General features: G+C 69.9%; 24 protein-coding genes. 12 read left to right on the top strand and 12 right to left on the bottom strand.

Features of this window, described 5'->3' with window-relative positions:
- Positions 1 to 14 precede the first annotated feature (14 nt).
- Both K8638_RS07580 and nth read left to right on the top strand, forming a co-directional pair.
- Positions 15 to 248 (top strand): hypothetical protein, encoded by a 234-nt coding sequence (locus tag K8638_RS07580; protein ID WP_223753753.1) that lies wholly within the window; start codon positions 15 to 17, stop codon positions 246 to 248.
- A 19-nt stretch (positions 249 to 267) separates the two neighbouring features.
- Positions 268 to 1,014 (top strand): endonuclease III, encoded by a 747-nt coding sequence (gene nth / locus K8638_RS07575; RefSeq protein ID WP_370643929.1) that lies wholly within the window; start codon positions 268 to 270, stop codon positions 1,012 to 1,014.
- 11 nt (positions 1,015 to 1,025) lie between these two features.
- Here the strand turns inward: nth and K8638_RS07570 are convergent, their stop codons facing one another.
- On the bottom strand, positions 1,026 to 2,309 hold the full coding sequence (locus K8638_RS07570) for a phosphatidylserine/phosphatidylglycerophosphate/cardiolipin synthase family protein (protein ID WP_223753752.1): 1,284 nt from the start codon (positions 2,307 to 2,309) through the stop codon (positions 1,026 to 1,028).
- 145 nt (positions 2,310 to 2,454) lie between these two features.
- Here K8638_RS07570 and K8638_RS07565 point away from each other — a divergent pair, with 145 nt between their 5' ends.
- Positions 2,455 to 4,794, top strand: a complete 2,340-nt coding sequence (locus tag K8638_RS07565) for an acyl-CoA dehydrogenase (RefSeq protein WP_370643930.1) — start codon at positions 2,455 to 2,457, stop codon at positions 4,792 to 4,794.
- A gap of 16 nt (positions 4,795 to 4,810) precedes the next feature.
- Here the strand turns inward: K8638_RS07565 and K8638_RS07560 are convergent, their stop codons facing one another.
- Complete coding sequence (locus K8638_RS07560) at positions 4,811 to 5,506, bottom strand: DUF4276 family protein (protein WP_223753750.1); 696 nt, start codon at positions 5,504 to 5,506, stop codon at positions 4,811 to 4,813.
- The gene (locus tag K8638_RS07555; protein WP_223753749.1) at positions 5,503 to 6,591 is read right to left on the bottom strand and encodes an AAA family ATPase; all 1,089 of its coding nucleotides are present in this window, start codon (positions 6,589 to 6,591) and stop codon (positions 5,503 to 5,505) included. Before K8638_RS07555 ends, K8638_RS07560 begins: the two co-directional genes overlap by 4 nt.
- Before the next feature lie 175 nt (positions 6,592 to 6,766).
- Between K8638_RS07555 and K8638_RS07550 the strand changes: the two genes are divergently transcribed.
- A complete protein-coding gene (locus K8638_RS07550; RefSeq protein ID WP_223753748.1) occupies positions 6,767 to 7,276 on the top strand; it encodes an ester cyclase in 510 nt (169 codons plus the stop codon).
- Positions 7,277 to 7,291: 15 nt separating this feature from the next.
- Here K8638_RS07550 and K8638_RS07545 read toward each other — a convergent pair whose 3' ends face one another.
- Entirely contained in the window at positions 7,292 to 7,912 is a 621-nt protein-coding gene (locus K8638_RS07545) for a hypothetical protein (RefSeq protein WP_223753747.1), read from the bottom strand.
- A gap of 172 nt (positions 7,913 to 8,084) precedes the next feature.
- Between K8638_RS07545 and K8638_RS07540 the strand changes: the two genes are divergently transcribed.
- On the top strand, positions 8,085 to 9,521 hold the full coding sequence (locus tag K8638_RS07540) for a M48 family metalloprotease (RefSeq protein WP_223753746.1): 1,437 nt from the start codon (positions 8,085 to 8,087) through the stop codon (positions 9,519 to 9,521).
- A gap of 11 nt (positions 9,522 to 9,532) precedes the next feature.
- Here the strand turns inward: K8638_RS07540 and K8638_RS07535 are convergent, their stop codons facing one another.
- Together K8638_RS07535 and K8638_RS07530 are read right to left on the bottom strand one after the other, a co-directional pair.
- Positions 9,533 to 10,321: a DUF4261 domain-containing protein gene (locus K8638_RS07535; RefSeq protein WP_223753745.1), complete on the bottom strand. Its 789-nt coding sequence runs from the start codon at positions 10,319 to 10,321 to the stop codon at positions 9,533 to 9,535.
- Between the two features lie 870 nt (positions 10,322 to 11,191).
- Positions 11,192 to 11,956 carry a hypothetical protein gene (locus tag K8638_RS07530; RefSeq protein WP_223753744.1) on the bottom strand — a complete coding sequence of 255 codons (765 nt, stop codon included), beginning with the start codon at positions 11,954 to 11,956 and terminating at the stop codon, positions 11,192 to 11,194.
- A gap of 149 nt (positions 11,957 to 12,105) precedes the next feature.
- Here K8638_RS07530 and K8638_RS07525 point away from each other — a divergent pair, with 149 nt between their 5' ends.
- The 3 genes from K8638_RS07525 to K8638_RS07515 all read left to right on the top strand — a co-directional run bounded on the left by K8638_RS07525 (position 12,106) and on the right by K8638_RS07515 (position 13,097).
- On the top strand, positions 12,106 to 12,300 hold the full coding sequence (locus K8638_RS07525; RefSeq protein ID WP_223753743.1) for a hypothetical protein: 195 nt from the start codon (positions 12,106 to 12,108) through the stop codon (positions 12,298 to 12,300).
- A 9-nt stretch (positions 12,301 to 12,309) separates the two neighbouring features.
- On the top strand, positions 12,310 to 12,564 hold the full coding sequence (locus K8638_RS07520; protein ID WP_223753742.1) for a hypothetical protein: 255 nt from the start codon (positions 12,310 to 12,312) through the stop codon (positions 12,562 to 12,564).
- 80 nt (positions 12,565 to 12,644) lie between these two features.
- Positions 12,645 to 13,097, top strand: coding sequence for a DUF3293 domain-containing protein (locus K8638_RS07515; protein ID WP_223753741.1), 453 nt, complete (start codon positions 12,645 to 12,647; stop codon positions 13,095 to 13,097).
- A gap of 33 nt (positions 13,098 to 13,130) precedes the next feature.
- Here the strand turns inward: K8638_RS07515 and K8638_RS07510 are convergent, their stop codons facing one another.
- Positions 13,131 to 13,550, bottom strand: coding sequence for a hypothetical protein (locus K8638_RS07510; protein ID WP_223753740.1), 420 nt, complete (start codon positions 13,548 to 13,550; stop codon positions 13,131 to 13,133).
- 342 nt (positions 13,551 to 13,892) lie between these two features.
- On the opposite strand from K8638_RS07510, the gene K8638_RS07505 reads away from it, so the two are divergent.
- Positions 13,893 to 14,702, top strand: a complete 810-nt coding sequence (locus tag K8638_RS07505) for a LuxR C-terminal-related transcriptional regulator (RefSeq protein ID WP_223753739.1) — start codon at positions 13,893 to 13,895, stop codon at positions 14,700 to 14,702.
- 55 nt (positions 14,703 to 14,757) lie between these two features.
- Here the strand turns inward: K8638_RS07505 and clpP are convergent, their stop codons facing one another.
- The 5 genes from clpP to K8638_RS07480 form a co-directional block, all read right to left on the bottom strand.
- A complete protein-coding gene (gene clpP / locus K8638_RS07500) occupies positions 14,758 to 15,363 on the bottom strand; it encodes an ATP-dependent Clp endopeptidase proteolytic subunit ClpP (RefSeq protein ID WP_223753738.1) in 606 nt (201 codons plus the stop codon).
- A 66-nt stretch (positions 15,364 to 15,429) separates the two neighbouring features.
- On the bottom strand, positions 15,430 to 15,972 hold the full coding sequence (locus K8638_RS07495; RefSeq protein ID WP_223753737.1) for an EVE domain-containing protein: 543 nt from the start codon (positions 15,970 to 15,972) through the stop codon (positions 15,430 to 15,432).
- Complete coding sequence (locus K8638_RS07490) at positions 15,969 to 16,460, bottom strand: MarR family transcriptional regulator (RefSeq protein WP_223753736.1); 492 nt, start codon at positions 16,458 to 16,460, stop codon at positions 15,969 to 15,971. Before K8638_RS07490 ends, K8638_RS07495 begins: the two co-directional genes overlap by 4 nt.
- Before the next feature lie 123 nt (positions 16,461 to 16,583).
- Positions 16,584 to 17,984: a class II fumarate hydratase gene (fumC, locus tag K8638_RS07485; protein WP_223753735.1), complete on the bottom strand. Its 1,401-nt coding sequence runs from the start codon at positions 17,982 to 17,984 to the stop codon at positions 16,584 to 16,586.
- Between the two features lie 146 nt (positions 17,985 to 18,130).
- On the bottom strand, positions 18,131 to 18,478 hold the full coding sequence (locus K8638_RS07480) for a PspC domain-containing protein (protein ID WP_223753734.1): 348 nt from the start codon (positions 18,476 to 18,478) through the stop codon (positions 18,131 to 18,133).
- Positions 18,479 to 18,748: 270 nt separating this feature from the next.
- Here K8638_RS07480 and aceB point away from each other — a divergent pair, with 270 nt between their 5' ends.
- The 3 genes from aceB (at position 18,749) to K8638_RS07465 (ending at position 22,355) form a co-directional block, all read left to right on the top strand.
- The gene (gene aceB, locus K8638_RS07475) at positions 18,749 to 20,368 is read left to right on the top strand and encodes a malate synthase A (RefSeq protein ID WP_223753733.1); all 1,620 of its coding nucleotides are present in this window, start codon (positions 18,749 to 18,751) and stop codon (positions 20,366 to 20,368) included.
- A gap of 86 nt (positions 20,369 to 20,454) precedes the next feature.
- Positions 20,455 to 21,741: an isocitrate lyase gene (gene aceA / locus K8638_RS07470; protein WP_223753732.1), complete on the top strand. Its 1,287-nt coding sequence runs from the start codon at positions 20,455 to 20,457 to the stop codon at positions 21,739 to 21,741.
- Between the two features lie 194 nt (positions 21,742 to 21,935).
- Positions 21,936 to 22,355, top strand: a complete 420-nt coding sequence (locus tag K8638_RS07465) for a hypothetical protein (protein WP_223753731.1) — start codon at positions 21,936 to 21,938, stop codon at positions 22,353 to 22,355.
- Positions 22,356 to 22,401 lie beyond the last annotated feature (46 nt).

Raw genomic sequence — 22,401 nt, 5'->3', positions numbered from 1 at the left:
ACAGGAGGCGAACCATGGCGAAGAAGCAGGACAAGGGCCAGGGCAGGATGGGCACGAGGGACGAGCCGGAGAGCCAGCCTCGCAAGGCGGACTCCGGTGACGTGTCGGGCCAGGGCCGCGAGCGCCGGGACGACACGGACGTCTACCCCGCGAGCCGCAACGCGGGGGACTTCGGCACCCACGGCGGCCCGAACAAGCGTGGCGAAAAGCGCTCGGATGAGCTCGGCCCGGAAACCCAGGACGTCTAGCCGGCGAGCCCCCGCGCACGTGAGCGCGAGGACGGCCCGCGAGCCCCCGGAGCCGGCGCTGACTCCGGCACCGGGGGTGGTGGCCGAGCCGCCGCCCCGCCCGGACAAGGCCCCCTTCGACATCAACGAGGTGCTGGGCCGCATCCGCGAGGAGGTGCGCCACTTCGCGGACGCGGCCATGTTCGCGCTGGCGGCGCGCGGCCATGACTCGCTCTTCGAGCAGCTCGTGGCCTGCATCCTCTCCATCCGCACGATGGACGAGGTGAGCCTGCCGGTCTCGCTCGCACTGCTGGGGCGCGCCTCGACGCCCGAGGCCATGGCCCGGCTGACGCCGGAGGAGATTGACGAAGTCATCCGCCCCGTCACCTTCCACGAACCCAAGTCACGGCAGCTTCACGCCATCGCCGTGCGCACACGCGACGAGTTCGGAGGGAAGCTCCCGTGCGATGCCCAGGTGCTCCAGTCCTTCAAGGGCGTGGGCCCCAAGTGCGCGCACCTGGCGCTGGGCATCGCCTGCGGGCACGAGGCCATCAGCGTGGACATCCACGTGCACCGGGTGACGAACCGGTGGGGCTACGTGCGCGCGCGCACCCCGGAGGCCACGCTGGAGGCGCTGGAGGCACAACTCCCCCGCGCGTACTGGGTGGAAATCAACCGGCTGCTGGTGCCCTTCGGCAAGCACGTGTGCACGGGCTCGCGGCCGAAGTGCTCCACGTGCCCGGTGCTCCGGTACTGCCGGCAGGTGGGCGTGACGGAGTCGCGCTGAAGGAGCGCGGCCTACCTGTCCCGGCCCACGAGCTGCGTGGCCCGCCGGGCCGCGCGCCGCCACGGGTTGGTGCGGCCCCCGTTCCGCAACGTGACTTCCTTCGAGTGCCGCAGGTCCTTCGCCCAGCACCGCTGCAGCTTCCGGACGAACGCCTCGTCATGAATCACGAGCGAGCCCTCGCCCAGCTTGTTGAGCGACAGCGAGTCCAGGTTGGTGGAGCCCACCACGGCGAGCCAGTCGTCCACGAGCATCGTCTTCGCGTGCATCATCGACGGCTGGTACTCGTAGATGCGCGCCCCCGCGGCGAGCAGCCGCGCGTAGGTGGAGCGCTGCGACGCGCGGATGATGGGCACATCGTGGATGGGGCCCGGCACCAGGATGCGGACCTCCACGCCCTGGCCGAGCTTCTCCTCGAGCTGCTCCAGAATCGCGTTGGGCGGCGTGAAGTACGCGTTGGCAATCCAGAGCCGCTCCCGCGCGGCGGCGATGACCAGGCGCACCATGCGCTCGGCGTCGGTGATGCCCAGCTTGCCCGCGCTGTCCACGAAGCCCACGCTCGAAGGCGCCGACGTGTCGCCCTCGCCGGGCTCGGGGAAGGCGCTCGGCGGCAGCAGCCCTCCGCCGGACTCCTGCCAGTGCCGGGAGAAGGAGAGCTGCATGCGGAGCACCTCGGGGCCCTCGACGCGCACGCTGGTGTCGCGCCACTCCTCCGGCTTCAGGCCGCCGCCCTCCCACGTCTTGTAGATGCCGAAGCCGCCCGTGTAGCCGATGCGCCCGTCGACGACGACAATCTTGTTGTGCGTGCGCCCCAGCAGCCGGCCCAGCACCTTGCCCGCGAGCAGCCGGTAGTAGTGCACCTCCACACCGGCCTCGGCGAGGACCTTCTCCACCTGGAGGTCGAAGTCCTTGTTGCCGCGGACCTCCTCGCTGCCCACCGGGTCCACCACCACGCGGCACTGCACGCCCGCGCGCGCCCGCTCCACCAGCGCCTCGACGATGCGGTCCGACACGCGGGAAGGCCGCCAGATGTAGACGAGGATGTGGACGCTCCGCTTCGCGTCGCGGATGTCCTCCACCATGCGGTCGAAGACAGTGCTGTTTTCCAGCAACTCCAGCCGGTGCCCCGGCATCAGCCCCACGCCGACGGACTGGTAGAGCGCGAAGGAGAGGCCCGTGGGCCCGGGCGGCAGCATGAAGGGCCCCCGCATCTCGTGCCGGGCCCGCTCGCGGTCGCTATCGAGGAAGTGTGCGCCGGCCTGTGGCAGCAGCTCCTCCAGTTCCTGCGGTTCGTCCATGCACGGCAACGTGGGGACGCTTCCCCGCCCCGGGCAACGCACACTCCCTCGCCTGCTCATCGGCGGGGCATGTTCTCCCATTGCCGTGGAGCGCCGGGCTGGCCACACTGCGCTCGTTCCCCTGCCTCCTGGAGAGCCGACCATGCTGGTGGATGAAGGCCGTCCGACGGCCCAAGAGCTGCTGTCGCTGCCCCGCCTCGCGCCGCTGGTGCCCATGCTGTACGTGGCCTGGACGGACGGCGAGCTGACCGCCGAGGAGCTTCGTGCCCTCGGCGAGGCGGCCCGCCAGCAGCCGTGGCTGGACCTGCGCTCCAACATCGTGCTCGCCCGGTGGCTGGACCCGGTGCTGCCACCCAGCCCCGGCGAGCTGGCCGTCCTGCGCGACCACATCCGCGGCGCCGCCGAGCAGCTGTCCCATAGCGGACACCAGAGCCTCGCGGAGCTGGGTGCACAGCTCGCGCAGGTAGCCGGGAAGGAGGGACTGCCCGCGCCCCTGCCGGAGCTGGCGCGCGCCCTGGCGCAGCTCGAGGAGACGCTGGGCGTCTCCGGCAGGGAGGCGGTGCGCTCGCTGGTGCCCGACGCCGTGCCCGCGCCGGCGCGCCATGGCCCCACGGAGACCACCGCGTTCGACCCGGAGGCGCTGCGCGCGGTGCTGGACCGCAAGTACCCGCAGGCACGCAACCAGGTGCGCGCGTGGCTCTCGGACCCGGCCTTCCGCTACACGTCCACGCGAGACACGGACACGTACCGCGACCAGGTCTTCGCATGGCTGAAGGCGCTGGCGGACCAGGGCCTGGGCCGCATCGCCTTCCCGGTGGGCAACGAGACGGGCGCGGACCTGGGGGCCTTCATCGCCGCCTTCGAGACGCTGGCCTTCTTCGACCTGAGCCTCGTGGTGAAGGCGGGCGTCCACTTCGGCCTCTTCGGCGCGAGCATCCTCTTCCTCGGCACGGAGCGGCACCACCGCGAGTACCTGCCGAAGGTGGCCTCGCTGGAGCTGCCCGGCTGCTTCGCCATGACCGAGCTGCGGCACGGCTCCAACGTGCGGGACGTGGAGACGGTGGCGCGCTACGACGCGGAGGCCGGCGAGTTCGTGGTGCACACGCCGTCCGACGGGGCGCGCAAGGAGTGGATTGGCAACGCCGCGCGTCACGGGCGCATGGCCACGGTCTTCGCGCAGCTCGAGGTGGGCGGCAAGGCGATGGGCGTGCACGCGCTGCTGGTCCCGCTGCGCGACGCGGAGGGCCGGGTGCTGCCCGGGGTGCGAATCGAGGACTGCGGCGAGAAGATGGGGCTCAACGGCGTGGACAACGGCCGCCTCTGGTTCGACCACGTGCGGGTGCCCCGGGAGAACCTGCTGGACCGCTTCGGGCGCGTGGACGCGAAGGGCGAGTACACCAGCGACATTCCCGGTGACTCGAAGCGCTTCTTCACCATGCTGGGCACGCTGGTGGCGGGCCGGGTGAGCGTGGCGTGCGCGGCGTTGAGCGCGGCCAAGAGCGGGCTGACGATTGCCGTGCGCTACGCGGACCTGCGGCGCCAGTTCGGCCCCGTGGGCGCGCAGGAGGTGCGGCTGCTGGACCACCAGACGCACCAGCTCCGGCTGCTGAAGCCGCTGGCGAAGACGTACGCGCTGGACTTCGCGCTGGAGTACCTGGTGGAGCGGTACGTGAAGCGCACCGACGAGGACGCGCGCGAGGTGGAGGCGCTGGCGGCGGGACTGAAGGCGTACGCCACGTGGCACACCACGGCGCTGCTCCAGGAGGCGCGCGAGGCGTGCGGCGGCCAGGGGTACCTGGAGGCCAACCGGCTGCCGGCGCTGAAGGCGGACACGGACGTGTTCACCACCTTCGAGGGCGACAACACGGTGCTGATGCAGCTGGTGGCCAAGGGCCTCTTGACGGGCTACCGGCAGCGCTTCGAGGACGACCGCGTCTTCGCGGTGCTGAAGCTGCTGACGGACCGGACCGCGGAGATGGTGGTGGACCGGAACCCCTTCGCGGCGCGGCGCACGGACAGCGACCACCTGCGCGACGGCGACTTCCAGCTCCGGGCGCTGCGCTACCGCGAGGAGGACCTGCTGGCCTCGGTGTCACGGCGGCTGCGCAAGCGGCTGAGCGCGGGGGTGGAGGCGTTCGAGGCGTTCAACCAATGCCAGGAGCACCTGCTCGCGCTGGCGCACGCACACGTGGAGCGGCTGGTGCTGGAGCAGTTCCTCCATGGCGTGGCGGCGGTGAAGGACCCGGGCCTGAAGACGGTGCTGGGGCGGCTGTGCGACCTCTACGGCCTGTCCTGCCTGGAGTCCGCGAGCGGCTGGTTCCTGGAGCACGGGCTGCTGGAGGGCTCCAAGGCGAGGGCCATCCGCAAGGAGGTGGAGCGGCTGTGCGAGGAGGTCCGCCCGGACGCGGTGGCGCTGGTGGACGCGTTCGGGATTCCGGATACCTGCCTCGCGGCGCCCATTGGATTGGGCCGGCTGGCGCCGTGAGCAGCGCGACCGGAGCTCACCCTCCGGTCGCTTCACCCTCCTCGGGCTGCGTGGACAGTCGCTCCAGCTTCGTGAGCCAGCTCGCGAAGTGAGGGCACTCGCGACGAACGGACTCCAGGCCGATACGGCTCACCGCCGTGGGCCCGAAGAACGTCTTGTCGTACCTGGGAAAGAGCTGGATGAGCCGCTTGGACGGGGCGGTCTCTGGTGAATCGTTGATGTGCTCGGGAGTCTCGAACGCGCCACGAACCTCCTGGAGTCGCTGAAGCTGCGGAGGGCTGGCGCCGAGGACTTGGCCCGTCGCCGCCACGTCGCTGAACAGGAGCGCCTCGAACTCGTGAACCTGGAGGTATGGCAGGAAGCGGGAGTCTCCGATGTCGGCGGCGAGCGCCGCCTCCAGCCTCGCGACCCACTCCATGATGCTGGCGCTTCCACGCGGCGTCTGGGGACGAGGGAAGTCCTCGGGCAGGGCGTAGCAGTCGAACATGGTGGAGACGAGCGCCTGCGGGTCCTGAGCGAGCCATCTCAGGATGTCCTGCCGGGCCTTGGCATAGCTGACGAGTCCACCCCGGAAGATTCGCTGTTTGCGACGTCCCGTTTCGACACACCGCGCGGAGACGAAGACCTGCCGTTCGCCCAGGTGAGGGGCGAGCAGGTCGCGCACGAAGGTCTCCTCGGTCTGCCCCTCGACGATGATGTTCAGCCGAATCACCGGGAGGGCCTCCCGCCCAGGACGTTCTTCATCCACAGCTCGCCCAGGCTGTACTCGTCCATCCACTGCGCGAACTCCGAGGAGGAGAGCCGATTGAAGACCGACTGCCCGTCGCGACGCTCCACGACAATCAGGTCCTCCAGTTCCAACAGGTCGATGAGGGTGACGGACTGGGTGGCGAGGATGAGCTGGGTCCGGGTCGAGGCGCTCCGCAGAAGGGAGGCCAGGACGTTGATGGCGTAGGGGTGCAGGCCCAGCTCGGGCTCGTCGATGAGGATGGTGGAGGGCAGCTCCGGCTGGAGCAGCAGCGTCGCGAGGCAGATGAAGCGCAACGTGCCATCCGAGAGCTGGTGCGCCAGGAACGGGAAGTCCGAGCCCAGCTCGCGCCACTCCAATTCGATGGAGTTGGGGGCCAGCGGCGAGGGGCGCAGCATGAAGTCATCGAAGGTGGGCGTCATCAGCCGGACCGCATCACGGATGCGCTCGTACTCGGCCCGATGCTGAACTTGCAGTCGATAGAGGAAAGCAGCCAGGTTGCCCGCGTCGGACCTCAAGAAGAGGTTGTCGTTGAGTGCTCCCACCCGCTTGACGTTCGCCGCGTCGCTCGTGTCGTGGAAGTGGTACACCCGCCAAGCCTGAATGGCCGGAACAATGGCGGAGTAGTATTCAGGCACCTTGCTTTGAAGGCTCGGCGCATGGCTCTCAGCATGCGCTGTTCCCAAGGAGTCCGCGACGGGCACCTTTCCGCCAGTGAACCGGAACAGCTCGTTGTAGAAAATCAGCCGGTTATCCACCGTGGGAACAAGGCTGAAGAGGTAGCCGTTCTGGCCAAAATAGAGTTCGGCGTCCAGACGCTGCGTCGTCCGCCGCCCGTAGTGAAGCAACGCATCGGGCCCCCCTCGCTGGGCCACATGGAGCTGAAGCCGTCCCTCGATGAGCTCGTTCAACAGCCGGAAGAACGCGATGAAGTTGCTCTTGCCCGCGCTGTTCGCGCCGATGAGGACGTTGAGCCGACGGAGCTCCAGCCCCTCCAGCGACCGGATCGACTTGAAGCCCTTGATGGTCAGCTTCTCGAGTTGAGACATGACGGTCCCGCTTATCGCATCCGGGCCGCAACCAGGGAAGGACCGGCCCACGCGGGAGGCTGTGCGGAACACCCAACACGGCGCCCACCGCGCGGGCCGGCTGGCGCCATGAGGTGAACGGTTGCGGGCCGGGGGCGCTGACGGGCCGGGGAGGCGTGAGCAGACTGCCCGCGCCATGACACGACACGTGACGATGTTGCTGTGCGTCCTGGGGGTGTCCGCCTGCGCCACCGTGTCTCCGGTGGAGCGCGCCGCCGCGCTGGAGGAGCAGAACCGGCAGCGGGCGAGGATGCTCACCGAGGAGCTCTACAACCTGCGCAAGCTGGACCGCATCCCCGAGTTCATCGCCGAGGACTTCGTGGACCACTCGCAGGACGCGCCCTCCGGCGTCACCGGCCCCGCCCTCGTGCGCCAGCAGGCGGAGGCCAGCTTCCAGGCGTTCCCCGACCTCAAGTTCGACATCCTCCACGTCGTGGCGGATGGAGACCTGGTCGCGGTGCACTGGAAGGCCCTGGGCACGGACCCGAAGAACCTGGACGAGGCCGGCAAGCCGAAGCCGCTCACCCTCAACGGTCAGTCGCTGTACCGCATGCGTGACGGCAAGGTGGTGGAGGCCTGGGACAGCACCGACCGCCTGTCGCCGCTCCTCCAGCGCGGCTACAAGGTGGTGCCGCCGAAGCTGTGAGGCAGGAGCCCCGCGTCACTGCACGCCGGGCGCGCGGAACACCTCGCCGTCCTTCCCCTCCACCACCAGGCTGGCGCTGTCGGACGGACTCACCCGCAGCGCCACGCGCGGCTGCCCGCGCCGGTCCACCAGCAGCAGGTTGGGCGAGCCGTGCTCGTCCGCGCCCAGAATCGCGCGGGGCCGGCCATTCGCGTCGGCCAGCTCCAGCCGCGAGGAGCCGTCCACCTGGAGCCCCACGGCGAACAGGTCCACGCCACCGGGCTTGGACAGCGTCAGGCGCGGCGCCTCGTCCGAGTACACGGTGAGCTCCGCCAGCGACTCGCCTCCCGCGGTGGAGAAGCGCAGCCGGGGCGAGCCGTCCTCCCCCACGCCCAGCAGCGCCCGGGGCCGGCCCTCGCCGTCGCGCAGCACGAGCCCCGCGTTGCCGCCCTCGTCCGTCCCCAGGGTGGCCCGCGTCCGCCCCTTCGCGTCCGTGAGCACCAGCCGCGAAGCCACCAGCTCTCCGGACGGCCCGGTGTCCCGCAGCGCCGCCGCGCCCAGCCCCAGTCCGGCCAGCGCGAGCGCCGCGAACGTCAGTCCCTGCCACCGCCGGCACCGGCGCTCCAGCCGCTCCATCCGCGCGTCGAGCGAGTCCATCCAAGAGCCTCCTCCATGGAGAAGCTAACGGAAGATGGCCCGGCCCGCGCGCCCATCTGTCCGGCAGTGACACCCGGCCCTACACCCCCGTGGCTCCCCCGGCGCCGCTGGCCTAAGCCGGACCCGGCCCCGGGCCTGGCCCCGCCGGGGTGCAACCCTCTCGGGAGGTGCCATGGCCCCACGACTCCGGGTGCTGCTGCCCCTGCTGCTCGTCGCGATGACTGCCTGTGTGCGCAACCCCGCCACCGGCAAGCGCATGCTGTCCCTCGTGTCCCAGGACGAGGAAATCGCCCTGGGCAAACAGGCCGCCCAGGACGTGCGGCAGTCCATCGGCCTGCTCGATGACAAGAAGGTGCAGGACTACGTGGCCTCCGTGGGCCTGCCCATGGCGCGCAACTCGGAGCGGCCGGAGCTGCCGTGGACGGTGCAGGCGGTGGACGACCCGGTGGTGAACGCCTTCGCCCTGCCGGGTGGCCCCGTCTTCGTCACCCGCGGGCTGCTCACCCACCTCAACTCGGAGGCGGAGCTGGCGTCGGTGCTGGGGCACGAAATCGGACACATCACCGCGCGGCACTCGGTGGAGCAGCTCTCCCAGGCGCAGCTCGCGCAGTTCGGCCTGGTGCTGGGCAGCGCGCTCAGCGAAGACATCGCGAAGTATGGAGTGCTCGCCGCCGCCGGCCTCCAGCTCCTCTTCCTCAAGTACGGCCGCGACGACGAGCGCCAGTCGGACGAGCTGGGCTTCCGCTACATGCTGGGGGCCGGCTACGACGTGCGCGAGGCGGCGGACGTCTTCACCACCCTGGGCCGGGTGAGCGAGTCCGCCGGCGCCGGCGGCCTGCCCTCCTGGCTGTCCACCCACCCCGACCCGGGAGAGCGCGTGGAGACCGCGAGAGCGCGCGCCGCGAAGGCCAACGTGGACGTCAGCCGCCTGAAGCAGGGGCGCGAGGAATACCTCGCCATGCTCCAGGGCATGGCCTACGGGGAGGACCCGCGGCAGGGCTTCTTCCGGGACAACGTCTTCCTCCACCCGGGCCTGCGCTTCCAGCTCACCTTCCCCAAGGGGTGGAAGACGCAGAACCAGACGCAGGCGGTGCTCGCCGCCAGCCCGCGCGAGGACGCCATCCTCGGCCTGGCGCCCGCGGGTGACATCCCGCCGGAGACGGCCCTCCGGAAGTTCCTCTCGCAGCAGGGAATCCAGCCCGTCAGCGCGGCGCCCACGGGCTACCCGCCCGGCACCGTGTACTTCCAGGCGCGGACGGAGCAGGGCGCCATCGGCGGCGTCACCACCTTCCTCACGCACGGAGGCACCACGCTGCAGCTATTGGCATACACCGAGGCCTCGCGGCTCCAGGCGTACGACGACACGTTCCGCGCCACCTTCACCAGCTTCGGCGAGCTGACCGACGCATCCGCGCTGGCCGTGCAGCCCGCCCGCATCGAGCTGGTGAAGCTGGACGCGCCCATGACGGTGCGGCAGTTCCAGGAGCGCTACCCCTCCACCATTCCGGTGGAGGAGCTGGCCCTCATCAACGGCGTGCAGCCCGGGGACACCCTGCCCGCGGGCCAGACGGTGAAGCGCGTCACCGGCGGGGTGAAGCCCTCACCGTGACGCGCGGCATCTCAGCTGTGCAGGAACTGGCGGGCGCGCGCCCAGAGCCCGGGCTTGCGCAGGTCCACCCGCACCACCTGCGCGGAGGCGTCGGTGGGGGACGGCACGTAGCGCACCTGCAAGCGCTCCTCGGCGGTGCGCCCCACCGTGTCGCCATCCGGCAGCGCCTTCCCGCGCTTGAGGACGTAGCCCTGCATGTCGAAAAGGAACTTGATGGCCTCGCCGCCATGGGCCTTGTCGGCGAGCACGAGCATGTTCGGCAGTTCGAACTGCTCCATCCCCACGCTCAGGATGCTCAGGCCCTTGCCGTCGCGCACGATGCTCAGGCCGGTGAGCGCGGGCAAGGGGAGGTCCAGGTCGCGCACGGCGTCGATGAAGAACGCGGCGGGATGCGCCACGTGGCCCATGCCCCAGTACACCCCGACGGCTCCGGTGGCGTGCGCCACGGCCGCCGTCACCTGGGCAAGCACCAGCGCCTCGGCGGCCGGTGCGCGCCGGGCCTCGTCCCTGAACGTCACAATGACGTGCGCGGCGTGCGGCGCGAGCCCGGGCATCGACGCGAAGGACGCGAGGCTCAGGGCCGCTGCCGCCTCGACCTCTCCCGTCGCGATGGGGACCGGAACGGGCGCGAGGATGACGTCTCCCGAGTCGTCCTGCAGGCGCAGGCTCGTGATGCCGTCCTCCCGCGTCTCCTCCGGAACGAGCCGCGTGGCTTCGGAAGACAGCTCGAGGTGGCTGCGAGAGATGGCCTCGCCATCCAGGGGCACTGCCGTGGAGAGAAGGACGAAGGAGACGCGCATGAGGCGACTCTAGTGGGAGATGTCTGGTGGGGCGCAGCCGAACTTTTCTGGCTCTTCTGTAGGTCTCATGGGTTTCCCTCGGCGCTGGTGGCAGAGCGCCCGGACGGCACGCGCATCTACCTGCGCTACTTGCTCCCTGACCTGGCTCGGGACTGCCCACTGATTACATGCGCCTGCTCGCGGGTGGTGGCAATGCGGGGTGAGGCTCAGCCGGAGACGGGGCAGAGGCAGCGGGCGGCGGAGCAGGGGCAGGGGCTGGTGTCGGCGCGGACGTATCGGCTACCGTGCCTGGGAGCTGAGCTGCAGGTGGCGGCGTTTGCTCGGCTGGGGCAGGGCCTGGAGGAGAGGGGGGGACTGGAGCCTTCTCCGGCAGCAGAACTTCGGCCACCACCTCGCCTTGGGGGGTTACGGCGTACTCGTAATACCCGTCGAGCACACGCACGCGCGGGCCGCCGCACCGATTGAAGTGCTGGACGACCGACACGTAATACAAGCTCGACGTCGAGTCCTTGAAGACGACGACGTCCAAGCCCTGCTCGGGGCTGGAACAGCCCCAGAACAAGTCTGGATACGGGTTCTGTCTCACCATTTCTCGAATCGCGGCCGAGGCGGCGAGCGCAGCCCCCGCCTCGGTAAGCGGGACGATGAGCTGGGTCGAGTCTTCGCCCGGCCACTCGATCTGTCTCTTCCCGGCAGCGGCGGTCAAGGAACATCCCGAGAGCACCGCGGTGAGCGCTGCGAGTGCATACGCCTTGTTCATCTCTTCCTCCCGAAACCATGTCCGGCAATAGCAAGCCGCGGGGGATCATCCCGAAGGCGCCAGCGTGGGTCTGAGACTCTTCTCGTTGGCCGTTGACACATGTCTGGCGCCTACTCGCGCAACAACCGCAGAGGTTCAGGGTTGCATTGGGGCGGGAGCATGCGATTGCGGCTGTCGGGTTGCCGTGGGGCGCAGGTAGCGAGGGTGACCCAGCCGGCCCTCGCATCGCTCCACTGTTGAACCTCGCCCGTGGGAAAGTAGCGCAGGTAGACGCGCGTACCGTCCGGGCGCTCCGCCACCAGCGCCGAAGCCATGTCAATACCCGTGTCCTTGTAGGCTGCGGGAGCTGGGTTGCCCGGTTGCCCGTTGCCCGGAATCAGGCGGACTTCCGCCATGGCGACATAGGCGTCGAACGCATCCGTTGGCCATGCGGCGAGATCAAGTGAGGAGGGAGGCGCGCCACAGAGGTGGTTGTGGACGTACCCCACGACCCACACCTGCGAGGCAGGAAAGTCGTCGTCTTCCACCGCGAAGAACGGGCGGCATGAGTTGTGGTTTCCCTGGCTGGGCTCGGTGACCCGCCAGGAGAGGGAGTCGCGGTCTCCGGCGACATAGACCGTCGAGCAGTATTCCGTGGACAGGCCCACGACGGGCCGCTGTGTCACCGGGTCGCACACCTTGGCGCCGGGAAGCTTGAGGAGCGCGCCCGCCACGTCCCGTAGCAGGCTGATGGGGATGGATGTGTCTCCCGTGGGCATTTCGACGGCGGGCACCTCCGGCCATGGGCCTCTGGCGACGCGCTGCGCGGTCATGTGAGGCGCGGACGGGGTGGCGCAGCCCGCCACCAGCAGGAGCAACGGGAACGCAGGCCTCATGGACGGACTCTCTCCAGGGTCAAGCTGCCAGCCGGCGGCAGGCGGACCTGCTGCACTCCATCCTACCACGCGCATCGAGCCGTTGGTGAGTCCGAGCAACTCGCTCTGCTCCTCGTACGAGTTGCTCTCCGTACGCAGCGCGCTCGTCCTTGAGCACCGCGGCGCGCAGACGAGCACCGCTCTGCCAACGGAAGCGATACCTCAACCTGGAAGTTGTCGGCCTGGAGGGGGCCGTCGGCGCGCCTCCACCCTGGGAGCGGCAGCTCATCGAGCCGGCGCTCGCGAAGGTGCTTGACCCGAAGCAGGCGAAGACCGGGGAGGCCCGCGATGCGACAGTGCCCTGAACGCACGGCGTGGGTCGCCCCACGCGGGCGGTGCTCCGCGAGTTGCTGCGCCGCGAACCAGCGGAGCGCTACCCGTCCGCACAGGCGCTGCAAGAGGACCTGGCCAGCGTGCTCCGGGAGCGCGGCGGGTACAGCCCCAAGAACGCGGCGGACGAAATCCAGGCGGCGGTGAAGAGGGCGGGTGAAGCGCTGGCCGACGACGAGGATGGAGCGCAGAGCGCGTTCTGCGTGGACACCCTCACGACGGAGCCGAGCCCGGCTTGAACATCCTCGCCCTGTCATGGAAACCCCATGAACCGCCCCCCCGGGTGACAACCACACACACCGGACGTCAAAATGCGGGAATGAACGACCCCGAGCGTCAGCGGTTGCTGGAGGCCTATCGGACGACGCGCTACGTCATCCGGCCCCACGCGGCGACTGGATGCCAGGAATGGGTGCTGCGCGTGGGAGCGCTCCACCCGGCACTGGACGCGGTGCTCGCGGAGCGGGGACATCGCGAGTGGGCCTTCCTGACGGCGTGGAACCCGGGCTCACTTCCGCGAGGGAAGGACGAGAACCAGCGCGCGCAGGACCGGCTGATGTCGCAACTGGTGGCGGGAGGCTGGGTGGTGGCGGACGCCATTGGCCAATCGGAGGACGGGAGCTGGTCCGAGCCGAGCCTCTTCGTCCCCGGCCTGCCCCGCGCGGAGGCGGAGCGCTTCGGCCGCGCCTACGGGCAGGTGGCGGTGCTGGTGGGCCGCGCGGGCGCACCGGCGGAGTTGTTGTTCTGCGAGGACTCGCGCACGGAACGCTGACGCGGCAGAGGACGGAGGCGGCCCGCCCTGACGTCAGGGAACGGGGCTGCGGCCCTCGCCCGCGCCGGGCACGCCGCCCTCCCCGCCCTCTCCCTCCGGGGGAAGCTGGCCCGGAATGACCTCGATTTCCTGGGCGCGAGTCACCTTGCGGGCCAGTTCATCGAACTCCAGCTCCAGCAGGCGGCCCGGCTTGTCCGCCAGTTGGAAGCGGACCCGCCAGTAGTTCGGGCGGAACTCCACGGCCTCGGCGGCCTCGGCCACGAGGAGGCTGTTGTTCCGGGCGTATTCCTCTCCCGCCTGGATGACGTCCCGCTGCCCGAGCTCCTGCTGGACGGTGTACGCCGAGGGGGGCTGCGGCTGCCTGCCCGTCGGGGGGGTGGCACACGCGGCGCCAGCCAGGACTGCGCCAGACAGCAGGAAGCGGAGGACGAAACGAGGACGGGGCGGAGCCATACCCCGAGTTTGAGCATGGAACGTGCCACCCGCGAGCGAAGAAAATCTCGTGGCGGGTACGAACAACCTGCGCCTGCCCGGGCCACCGGCGCAGGGACTGCACCCGGGCCCGTCGGGAATCCGCGAGCTCAGGGGGCGTCGAGCGCGTCCGGCGCCAGGCCGACTCCCGACCGGGCGAGGTGGGCCCACCGCGCCGAGCCGCTCCGCGCGCTGCATGGCCTCACGGCTCCAGGCCGGATCCACCCCCTCGAACGTCGCACGACGCGGTGTCTCCAGACATGTTTCACGCGGAGAAACTCCCACTAGAGCCTTTCAACCAGTAATTCACTAAAATCATGGAGCATGAAACCAAGCCATCTTCGCGGTCATCAGGTGCGGGCGCTGGTGCGGTTGCTCAACGAGGCGCACGAGCTCCCGGAGAGCCAGGGCGAGCGCCCCCGGCATCTGCTCTCCGGCATGCGGCGCATCCTGGGCGCGACCTGTGGCGCCTGCGTGCTGGACCGGGACTTCGGGCCGGGCGGGCGTGGTGACTTCGTGTCCGTCGTCCTGGAGGGCTGGGACGGCACCACGCTCCCCACGGTGGAGTTCCTCGCGCGGGCCGGCAGTGCATTCCAGCCCGCCATCCGCGCGCTGATGCACCGTAACCCCGAGCCCGCCGCCCTCGTCACCACGACGCGGCGGGAGCTGGTGGACGACCGGGGCTGGTACGGCGCGCCGTTCGTCGAGCATCACCTCGGACCGGCGCACCTCGATGACTCGCTGTACTCGATTCGCCGCTCGGACGAGCCCTCGGTGGTGCAGGGCATCGGATTCTACCGCGAGCGCAACGAGCGGCCGTTCGACGACGCGGACCGCGAGCTCCTGCACCTGTTCCACGCCGAATGCGGAGCGATGTTCGACACACCGGAACCCGCTGGAGATGACGCCCTGAGGGCCGGGCTCGCGCCGCGCGAGCGGCAGACGCTGGAGCTGCTCCTGCGCGGACTCACGGACAAGGAAATCGCCGGGCAGCTCGGCATCAGCCGCTTCACCGTGAACCAGTACACGAAGTCCATCTACCGCCGCTTCGGGGTCCAGTCCCGGACGGCGCTGCTCGCGCGGCTGCTCGGCCGCCCGGCGCCGGCCTCCAGGGCCCGCATGCCCGCGTCCTGAGTACCGCCGCGCCGGCCCCCGCCCGCCGGAAGCGAACGGGGGCGGCAAGGCGCCGCTACTTCCCGGCGGCAGGGGCGACGATGCGCTGCTTCTCCACCACCTCGTCGATGAGCCCGTACTGCCGGGCGTCCTCGGCGCTCATGAAGTAGTCGCGCTCCGTGTCCTTCTCGATGCGCTCGATGGTGTGGCCCGTGTGCTTCACGATGAGGCCGTTGATGTAGCTGCGCAGGCGGAGGATTTCCTTGGCCTGGATGTCGATGTCCGTGGCCTGGCCCTGAGCGCCGCCGAGCGGCTGGTGAATCATGATGCGGCTGTTGGGGAGCGCGTAGCGCTTGCCCTTGGCGCCGGCCAGCAGCAGCAGCGCGCCCATGGAGGCGGCCTGCCCGACGCAGATGGTGGACACCGGACACTTCACGTACTGCATGGTGTCGTAGATGGCGAGGCCCGCCGTCACGGAGCCACCGGGCGAGTTGATGTAGAGGTTGATGCCCTTGTCGGGGTCCTCGGACTCCAGGAACAGGAGCTGGGCCACGATGATGTTGGCCACGTCGTCGTTGACAGGCGTGCCCAGCATGATGATGCGGTCCTTGAGGAGCCGGCTGTACAGGTCGTACGCCCGCTCGCCGCGGTGCGTGGTCTCGATGACGAAGGGGACGTTCATGGCCCCAGTACCCTAATCTTCCTGCCGCCTCCGCGCCCGCCCGTTCTGCATGGAGCGTGCGCTGCCCTACGGTTGGGCCCCCTCCCCCGGGAATCCCAGCCGCGCGGCCTCCTTCGGGCCGAGCATGGCCCTGGCGATGAGGGCGAAGTCCTCCCGGCCCACCTCCAGGTAGCCCCGGCGGAAGGGGTAGCCCCACCGGGCCTTGTCGGGAATGAAGGCCAGCCCGGGCACCAGCGGGCGGATGTCCACCTCGCGTGCGGCCGGGAGGAAGTCCACGTCGCGGCGGAACGGGACGAAGCCATCCCCCATGTCGAAGGGATAGGGCTCACCTTCTCGCACACGGCCCAGGGCGGTGAAGCGCTGGCACGGCGCATCCCCGCCGAGGGACTCCTTGCCGGAGTAGTACGCAATCCAGTCGCCCGGCCGCATGCGCTTCAGCGGGGCCGCCTTCCCATGGCAGAGCTGGCAGAAGCCGCCGTCCACGCCCCGCAGCACGTGCTCGCGCGACGCGACGCCGATGAAGTACCGGGGCCCCGGGGCCGCCTCGCCTCGGGACGCGGGGGCACGCCGGCGCGCCGGAGCCTCCGCCGTCTTGGTGGATGGGTTCATCGGGAGTCCTCCTTCGGGGCTGGCTCGTCCAGGGCGACGAGCTGCTGGAGCAGCTGGCGGAGCCGCTGTCGTTCAGCGGCGGGCAGGCGCTCGAGCGCCTTGACCTCCGACTCCCGCAGGAGCCGGAGCACCCGGGCCTCCATGGTGGTGCCCTTTCGCGTGAGCTGGACACGGTAGGCGCGCCGGTCCTCCGGGTCCTTCTGGCGCTCCACGAGGCCCAGCCGCTCCAGCGTGTCCACCAGCATCACCATGGTGGTGCGGTCGATGCGGTGAAGCGTCCCGAGCACCTGCTGGGACAGCGCGCCCTGCTCTCCCAGGGTCATCAGCAGCCCCGCATGCCGGGCCTCCAGGCCCAGTGGCGCCAGGCCCGCCTCGAAGCGCTCGGTCACCTGCCAGGCGGCCTTGCTCAGCAGGAAGCCGAGCGAGGAGCGCACCGGCTCCGCCAGCCGGGGCCGTGGAGGGGCCTCTTCTCCGGACGCGGGGAGCACACCCCTTCCCTTGCGAGCATTCGTCACCATTGCTGATAATCAGTAACACTGACGATTCTGGCGCACAAGCCGCCGCCGTGGCGGCCGGAGGCGTCACGCGCCCGCCGGCCGCGGGCGCGAGGCTCAGTCCTTCTGGCCGGTCATCGCCTCCGGGCGGACCCACTGGTCGAACTGCTCGGCGGTGAGGAGGCCCAGCTCGACGGCGGCCTGCTTGAGGGTCTTCCCCTCCTTGTGGGCCTTCTTGGCGATTTTCGCGGCGTTGTCGTAGCCGATGTGGGGGTTGAGGGCGGTGACGAGCATCAGGCTGCGCTCCAGGTTCTCCCGGATGCGCGGCATGTTGGGCTCGATGCCCACGGCGCAGTTGAGGCGGAAGCTGCGCATGCCGTCCGCCAGCAGCCGGCAGCTCTGAAGGACGTTGTGGATGATGAGGGGCTTGAAGACGTTCAGCTCGAAGTTGCCGGACGCGCCGCCCACGGACACGGCGACGTCGTTGCCCATCACCTGGGCGCAGAGCATGGTGACGGCCTCGCTCTGGGTGGGGTTCACCTTGCCCGGCATGATGGAGCTGCCGGGCTCGTTCTCCGGGATGGTGATTTCGCCCAGGCCGGAGCGGGGCCCTGACGACAACCAGCGGATGTCGTTGGCCACCTTGAAGAGCACGGCGGCCAGTCCCTTGAGGGCGCCGTGGGCCTGGACGAGGGCGTCATTGGCGGCGAGCGCCTCGAACTTGTTGGGCGCGGTGACGAAGGGGTGGCCGGTGAGGTGGGCAATCTCCCGGGCCACGCGCTCGGCGTAACCCCTGGGCGCGTTGAGGCCGGTGCCCACGGCGGTGCCGCCCAGGGCCAGCTCGTACAGGTGGGGCAGCGCCATCTCCAGGTGGCCCCGCGCATGGTCCAGCTGGGCCACGTAGCCGCTGAGCTCCTGCCCCAGCGTGAGCGGCGTGGCGTCCTGGAGGTGCGTGCGGCCAATCTTGACGATGTCCTTGAAGGCGCGGGACTTCTCCGCGAGCACGTCGCGCAGGGCCTTCAGCTCGGGGAGGACGTGCTCGACGATGGCGGTGGCGGCGGCCACGCTCATGGCGGTGGGGAAGACGTCGTTGGAGCTCTGCCCCTTGTTGACGTCGTCGTTGGGATGGATTTTGCGCGCCTCGCCGCGCTCCCCGCCGAGCAGCTCCGAGGCGCGGTTGGCCAGCACCTCGTTGCAGTTCATGTTCGTCTGGGTGCCGCTGCCCGTCTGCCAGATGCTCAGGGGGAACTCGGCGTCGTGCCGGCCGGCGAGCACCTCGTCGGCGGCCTTGACGATGGCATCGCCCCTCTCGCGCGGGAGGGTGCCGTTCTCCACGTTGACGATGGCGGCGGCCTTCTTCACCAGGACGAGCGCGCGGATGAGGGCGGGCGGCATGCGCTCGGTGGAGATGGCGAAGTTCTGGAGGCTGCGCTGGGTCTGCGCGCCCCAGAGGCGCTCGGCGGGCACCTCGATGGGGCCAAAAGTGTCCTTCTCGATGCGAACGTTCTTCGTGCTCACGCGCGGGGCTCCTCGGAGGAAGGGGTGACGGCGGAGGGCGAGGGCATAACAAGCCGGGCCTCCCGGCCGCGCGCCCGGCGCCATCACCGTTGCCCCGTGAGCACTCCCCCATCCGAGGTCCGGCCCGCGCCGAACCATTGACGCATTTACACGCGCCGCTCGACGCGCGGCTCCTCCGAGCCGCCGACGCTGCCGAGCCAGTCCACCGCGCGCTGCAAGGGGGCCCTGCCCACGGCGGACGGCGGCGTGAAGGCCCACAGCAGCAGGTACACCATCAGCGCCGTCCCGCCGCTCACCGCCAGCGCCACGACGAAGCCCACGCGCAGGAGCGCCGCGTCCACCCCGAGCTCACGCCCCAGCGCCGCGCACACGCCGGCCAGCTTCTTCCCCTCCATGTCCCGGTGCAGCGGCTCCGTCCTCGCCCCGCAGCGGGGGCACTTCCGGGCCTCCAGCTTCATGTCCTCCGCACAGTCCGCGCAGCGCTTCGTGTCCATGGCGTGTTTCTCCCCAGCGAGGCCCCCTTCGCGTCGGCGCCCCTCGTTCCTACCTACGGAAGCCGGCGCGGCCCATTGCGCGCCCCGGAGGCCTCCCCGCCCCTGTCCGCCAGTCGCCCCGTCCGTTGATTTACAGATTTAACGCGAAGGCAGTTGACAGGATTACAGGCAAGCAGGCAGATTTTGACGCGCCCTTCCATTTCCCACTCGGAAGGCCCATTTTCCGAACCGCGTCACGGCATTTACAACGCACCTGGCCAAGGAGTCCGGATGAGCGCCTCAGCCCCCTCTGTGAAGCCCCCCTCCCTTGGACCGGGGGTCGTGGTGAAGGGGGCCTGGCACCCCGACTACGCCGCGGTGCTCACGCCCGAGGCCATGGAGTTCGTCGCGAAGCTGGTCCGCGCCTTCGGGGAGCGCCGCCTGGCGCTGCTGGAGCGCCGCAAGACGGTGCAGCAGGCCTGGCGCAAGGGTGAGCGGCCCCACTTCCTTCCGGAGACGAAGAGCATCCGGGAGGGCGACTGGACGGTGGCGCCCCTGCCCGCCGACATCCAGGACCGCCGCGTGGAAATCACCGGCCCGGTGGACCGGAAGATGATCATCAACGCGCTCAACTCGGGCGCGAACGTCTTCATGGCGGACTTCGAGGACGCCAACAGCCCCACCTGGGACAACGTGGTGCGCGGGCAGCTCAACCTGCGCGACGCCGTGCGCCGCACCATCAGCTTCACCGCGGAGGGCGGCAAGCAGTACGCCCTCAACCCGAAGACGGCCGTCCTCTTCGTGCGTCCCCGCGGCTGGCACCTGCCCGAGCGCCACGTCGAAATCGACGGCAAGCCCATCTCCGGCTCCCTCTTCGACTTCGCCCTCTTCTTCTTCCACAACGCCCGTGAGCAGCTCGCCCGGGGCACCGGCCCGTACTTCTACCTGCCGAAGATGCAGAGCCACCTGGAGGCCCGGCTGTGGAACGACGTGTTCCACCTGGCCCAGTCGGAGCTGAGCATCCCGCGCGGCACCATCAAGGCCACCGTCCTCATCGAGACGCTGCCCGCCGCGTTCGAGATGGACGAAATCCTCTACGAGCTGCGTGAGCACTCGGCCGGCCTCAACTGCGGCCGCTGGGACTACATCTTCAGCTTCATCAAGACGCTCCAGTCGGACACCCGCGTCGTCCTGCCGGACCGCGGCCAGGTCACCATGGACAAGGCGTTCCTCAACGCCTACTCGCAGCTGCTCATCCAGACCTGCCACCGCCGCAACGTGCACGCCATGGGCGGCATGGCGGCCTTCATCCCCATCAAGGCCGACGCCGCGGCCAACGAGGCCGTCCTGGAGAAGGTCCGCGCGGACAAGCTGCGCGAGGTGAAGAACGGCCACGACGGGACGTGGGTGGCCCACCCGGGCCTGGTGCCGGTGGCGAAGGCCCTCTTCGACGAGCACATGAAGGGGCCGAATCAAATCGCCAACAAGCGCGAGGACGTGCGCATTGGCGAGGCCGACCTGCTCAAGGTTCCCTCCGGCACGCGCACCGAGGAGGGCCTGCGCCACAACATCCGCGTGGGCATCCAGTACACCGCCGCGTGGTTGGGGGGCCTGGGCTGCGTGCCGCTCTACAACCTGATGGAGGACGCGGCCACCGCCGAAATCTCCCGCGCCCAGGTGTGGCAGTGGATTCACCACGGCGCCTCGCTGGAGGACGGCCGCAAGGTGACGGCGGAGCTGTTCCGCACGCTGCTGGGCGAGGAGATGGCCCGCATCGAGAAGGAGGGCGCGAAGGAGCGCTACGGCGCCGCCCACCTGGAGCGCGCCCGCGCCCTCTTCGAGCAGCTCTCCACCGCCTCCACCTTCGAGGACTTCCTCACCCTGCCCGCCTACGAGGCGCTGGACACCTGACGTTTCTCGAGGGGGCCGCCCAGGCCACCCCGCTTCACACCGCAGCAGCCACATCCACCATTTCAAACCGCAGCGAGGAGCACGCGATGTACGACGCCACGCCGACGACGACCGAAGCTTCCCCTCACGCCAAGCTCCACGCTCAGCGCTTCGAGGGCATCACCCGCAACTACACCCAGAAGGACGTGGAGAAGCTGCGCGGCTCCATCTCCATCAGCTACACGCTGGCGGAGCTGGGCGCGAAGCGCCTCTGGGAGCTGATGCACACGGAGGACTACATCAACGCGCTGGGCGCCCTCACCGGCAACCAGGCGGTGCAGATGGTGCGCGCGGGCCTGAAGGCCATCTATCTCTCCGGCTGGCAGGTGGCGGCGGACGCCAACTCGGCCGGGCAGATGTACCCGGACCAGAGCCTCTACCCGGTGGACAGCGTCCCCACCGTGGTGCGGAAGATCAACAACGCCTTCCGCCGCGCGGACCAGATTGACCACGCGGAGGGCCGCAAGGACCGCTACTGGTTCGCGCCCATCATCGCCGACGCCGAGGCCGGCTTCGGTGGCCCGCTCAACGCCTTCGAGCTGATGAAGGGCATGATTGAGGCCGGCGCCGCGGGCGTGCACTTCGAGGACCAGCTCGCCAGCGAGAAGAAGTGTGGCCACATGGGCGGCAAGGTGCTGGTGCCCACCAGCCACTTCATCCGCACCCTGACGGCGGCCCGCCTGGCGGCGGATGTCATGGGCGTGCCCACCATCCTCGTCGCCCGCACGGACGCGGACAGCGCCAAGCTGCTGATGAGCGACGCGGACGAGTACGACCACGCCTTCATCGACAAGAAGTCCGGCCGCACCGGCGAGGGCTTCTACCGGCTGAACGGCGGCCTCGACTGCGCCATCGCCCGCGGCCTGGCGTACGCCCCGTACGCGGACCTGGTGTGGTGCGAGACGAGCACCCCGGACCTCGCGCAGGCGAAGAAGTTCGCCGAGAGCATCCGCGCGAAGTACCCGAACAAGCTGCTGGCCTACAACTGCTCGCCGTCCTTCAACTGGAAGAAGAACCTGGACGACGCCACCATCGCGAAGTTCCAGCGTGAGCTGGGCGCCATGGGCTACAAGTTCCAGTTCGTCACCCTGGCCGGCTTCCACGCGCTGAACTTCGCCATGTACGAGCTGGCCCGGAAGTACAAGGACCGCGGTATGGCGGCCTACAGCGAGCTGCAGCAGGCCGAGTTCGGCGCGGAGAAGGACGGCTACACCGCCACCCGCCACCAGCGCGAGGTGGGCACCGGCTACTTCGACCAGGTGGCCGAGGTCATCTCCGGCGGCAACGCCAGCACGCTCGCCCTCCACGAGTCCACCGAGGCGCACCAGTTCTAGGAATCACAGGGGTTTGAAGCCTCACCGGAGGCCGTGGACGCGGGGCAGCACGCCCGCCCGTCCGCGGCCTCCGGCCTTTTGTGGGGGGCTGTGGGCCTCCGGAAGCAACTTCCGGCGGGAACGGGCGATAATGCGGATCAAAGGCCTGAAGCGCGCGAGGTGCGCGCCTTTTTCCGGGCCGCGACGGAGCCGCCATGAACCGCATCAACTCCTTCACGGGTCCCCGGGTCCAGCAGCCCACCCCCCCGGCCACCAGCGGCGCTTCCCGCACGGGTTTCGGCTCGCTCATCCAGGGCGGCACGTCGGCGGCGGCCTTCCGGCCGGGAGACCCGCTGATGGCGTCCGGTGGCGCGGTCGTCGCCTCGGCGCTGGCGTCCGTGGGCAGCTCGCCGCACACCGGGCTGATGAACTCCTACCTGTCGGCCGTGGGCCGCGCGCCCATCTCCTCGGAGGGCACCCCGGCGCAGGGCACGGGCACCCCCGCGGCGGCGCCGGGCTCGGAGCAGGCGCAGCAGGAGCAGGCGCTGATGGACCTGGCCTCGCTCTCCGCCGCGACGCTGGGCAACTCCATCCTCCACATGGGCAACAAGAACAAGATCAGCCTCGACACCTGAGCGTCATCCAGGCCGTGGCCTGAAGGGGCGGGAGTGCGCCACGCGC

Origin of the sequence: Myxococcus sp. RHSTA-1-4, from assembly GCF_020037125.1 — a bacterium.
GTDB lineage: Bacteria > Myxococcota > Myxococcia > Myxococcales > Myxococcaceae > Myxococcus.
This window is presented reverse-complemented; position numbering and strand designations above follow the sequence as displayed.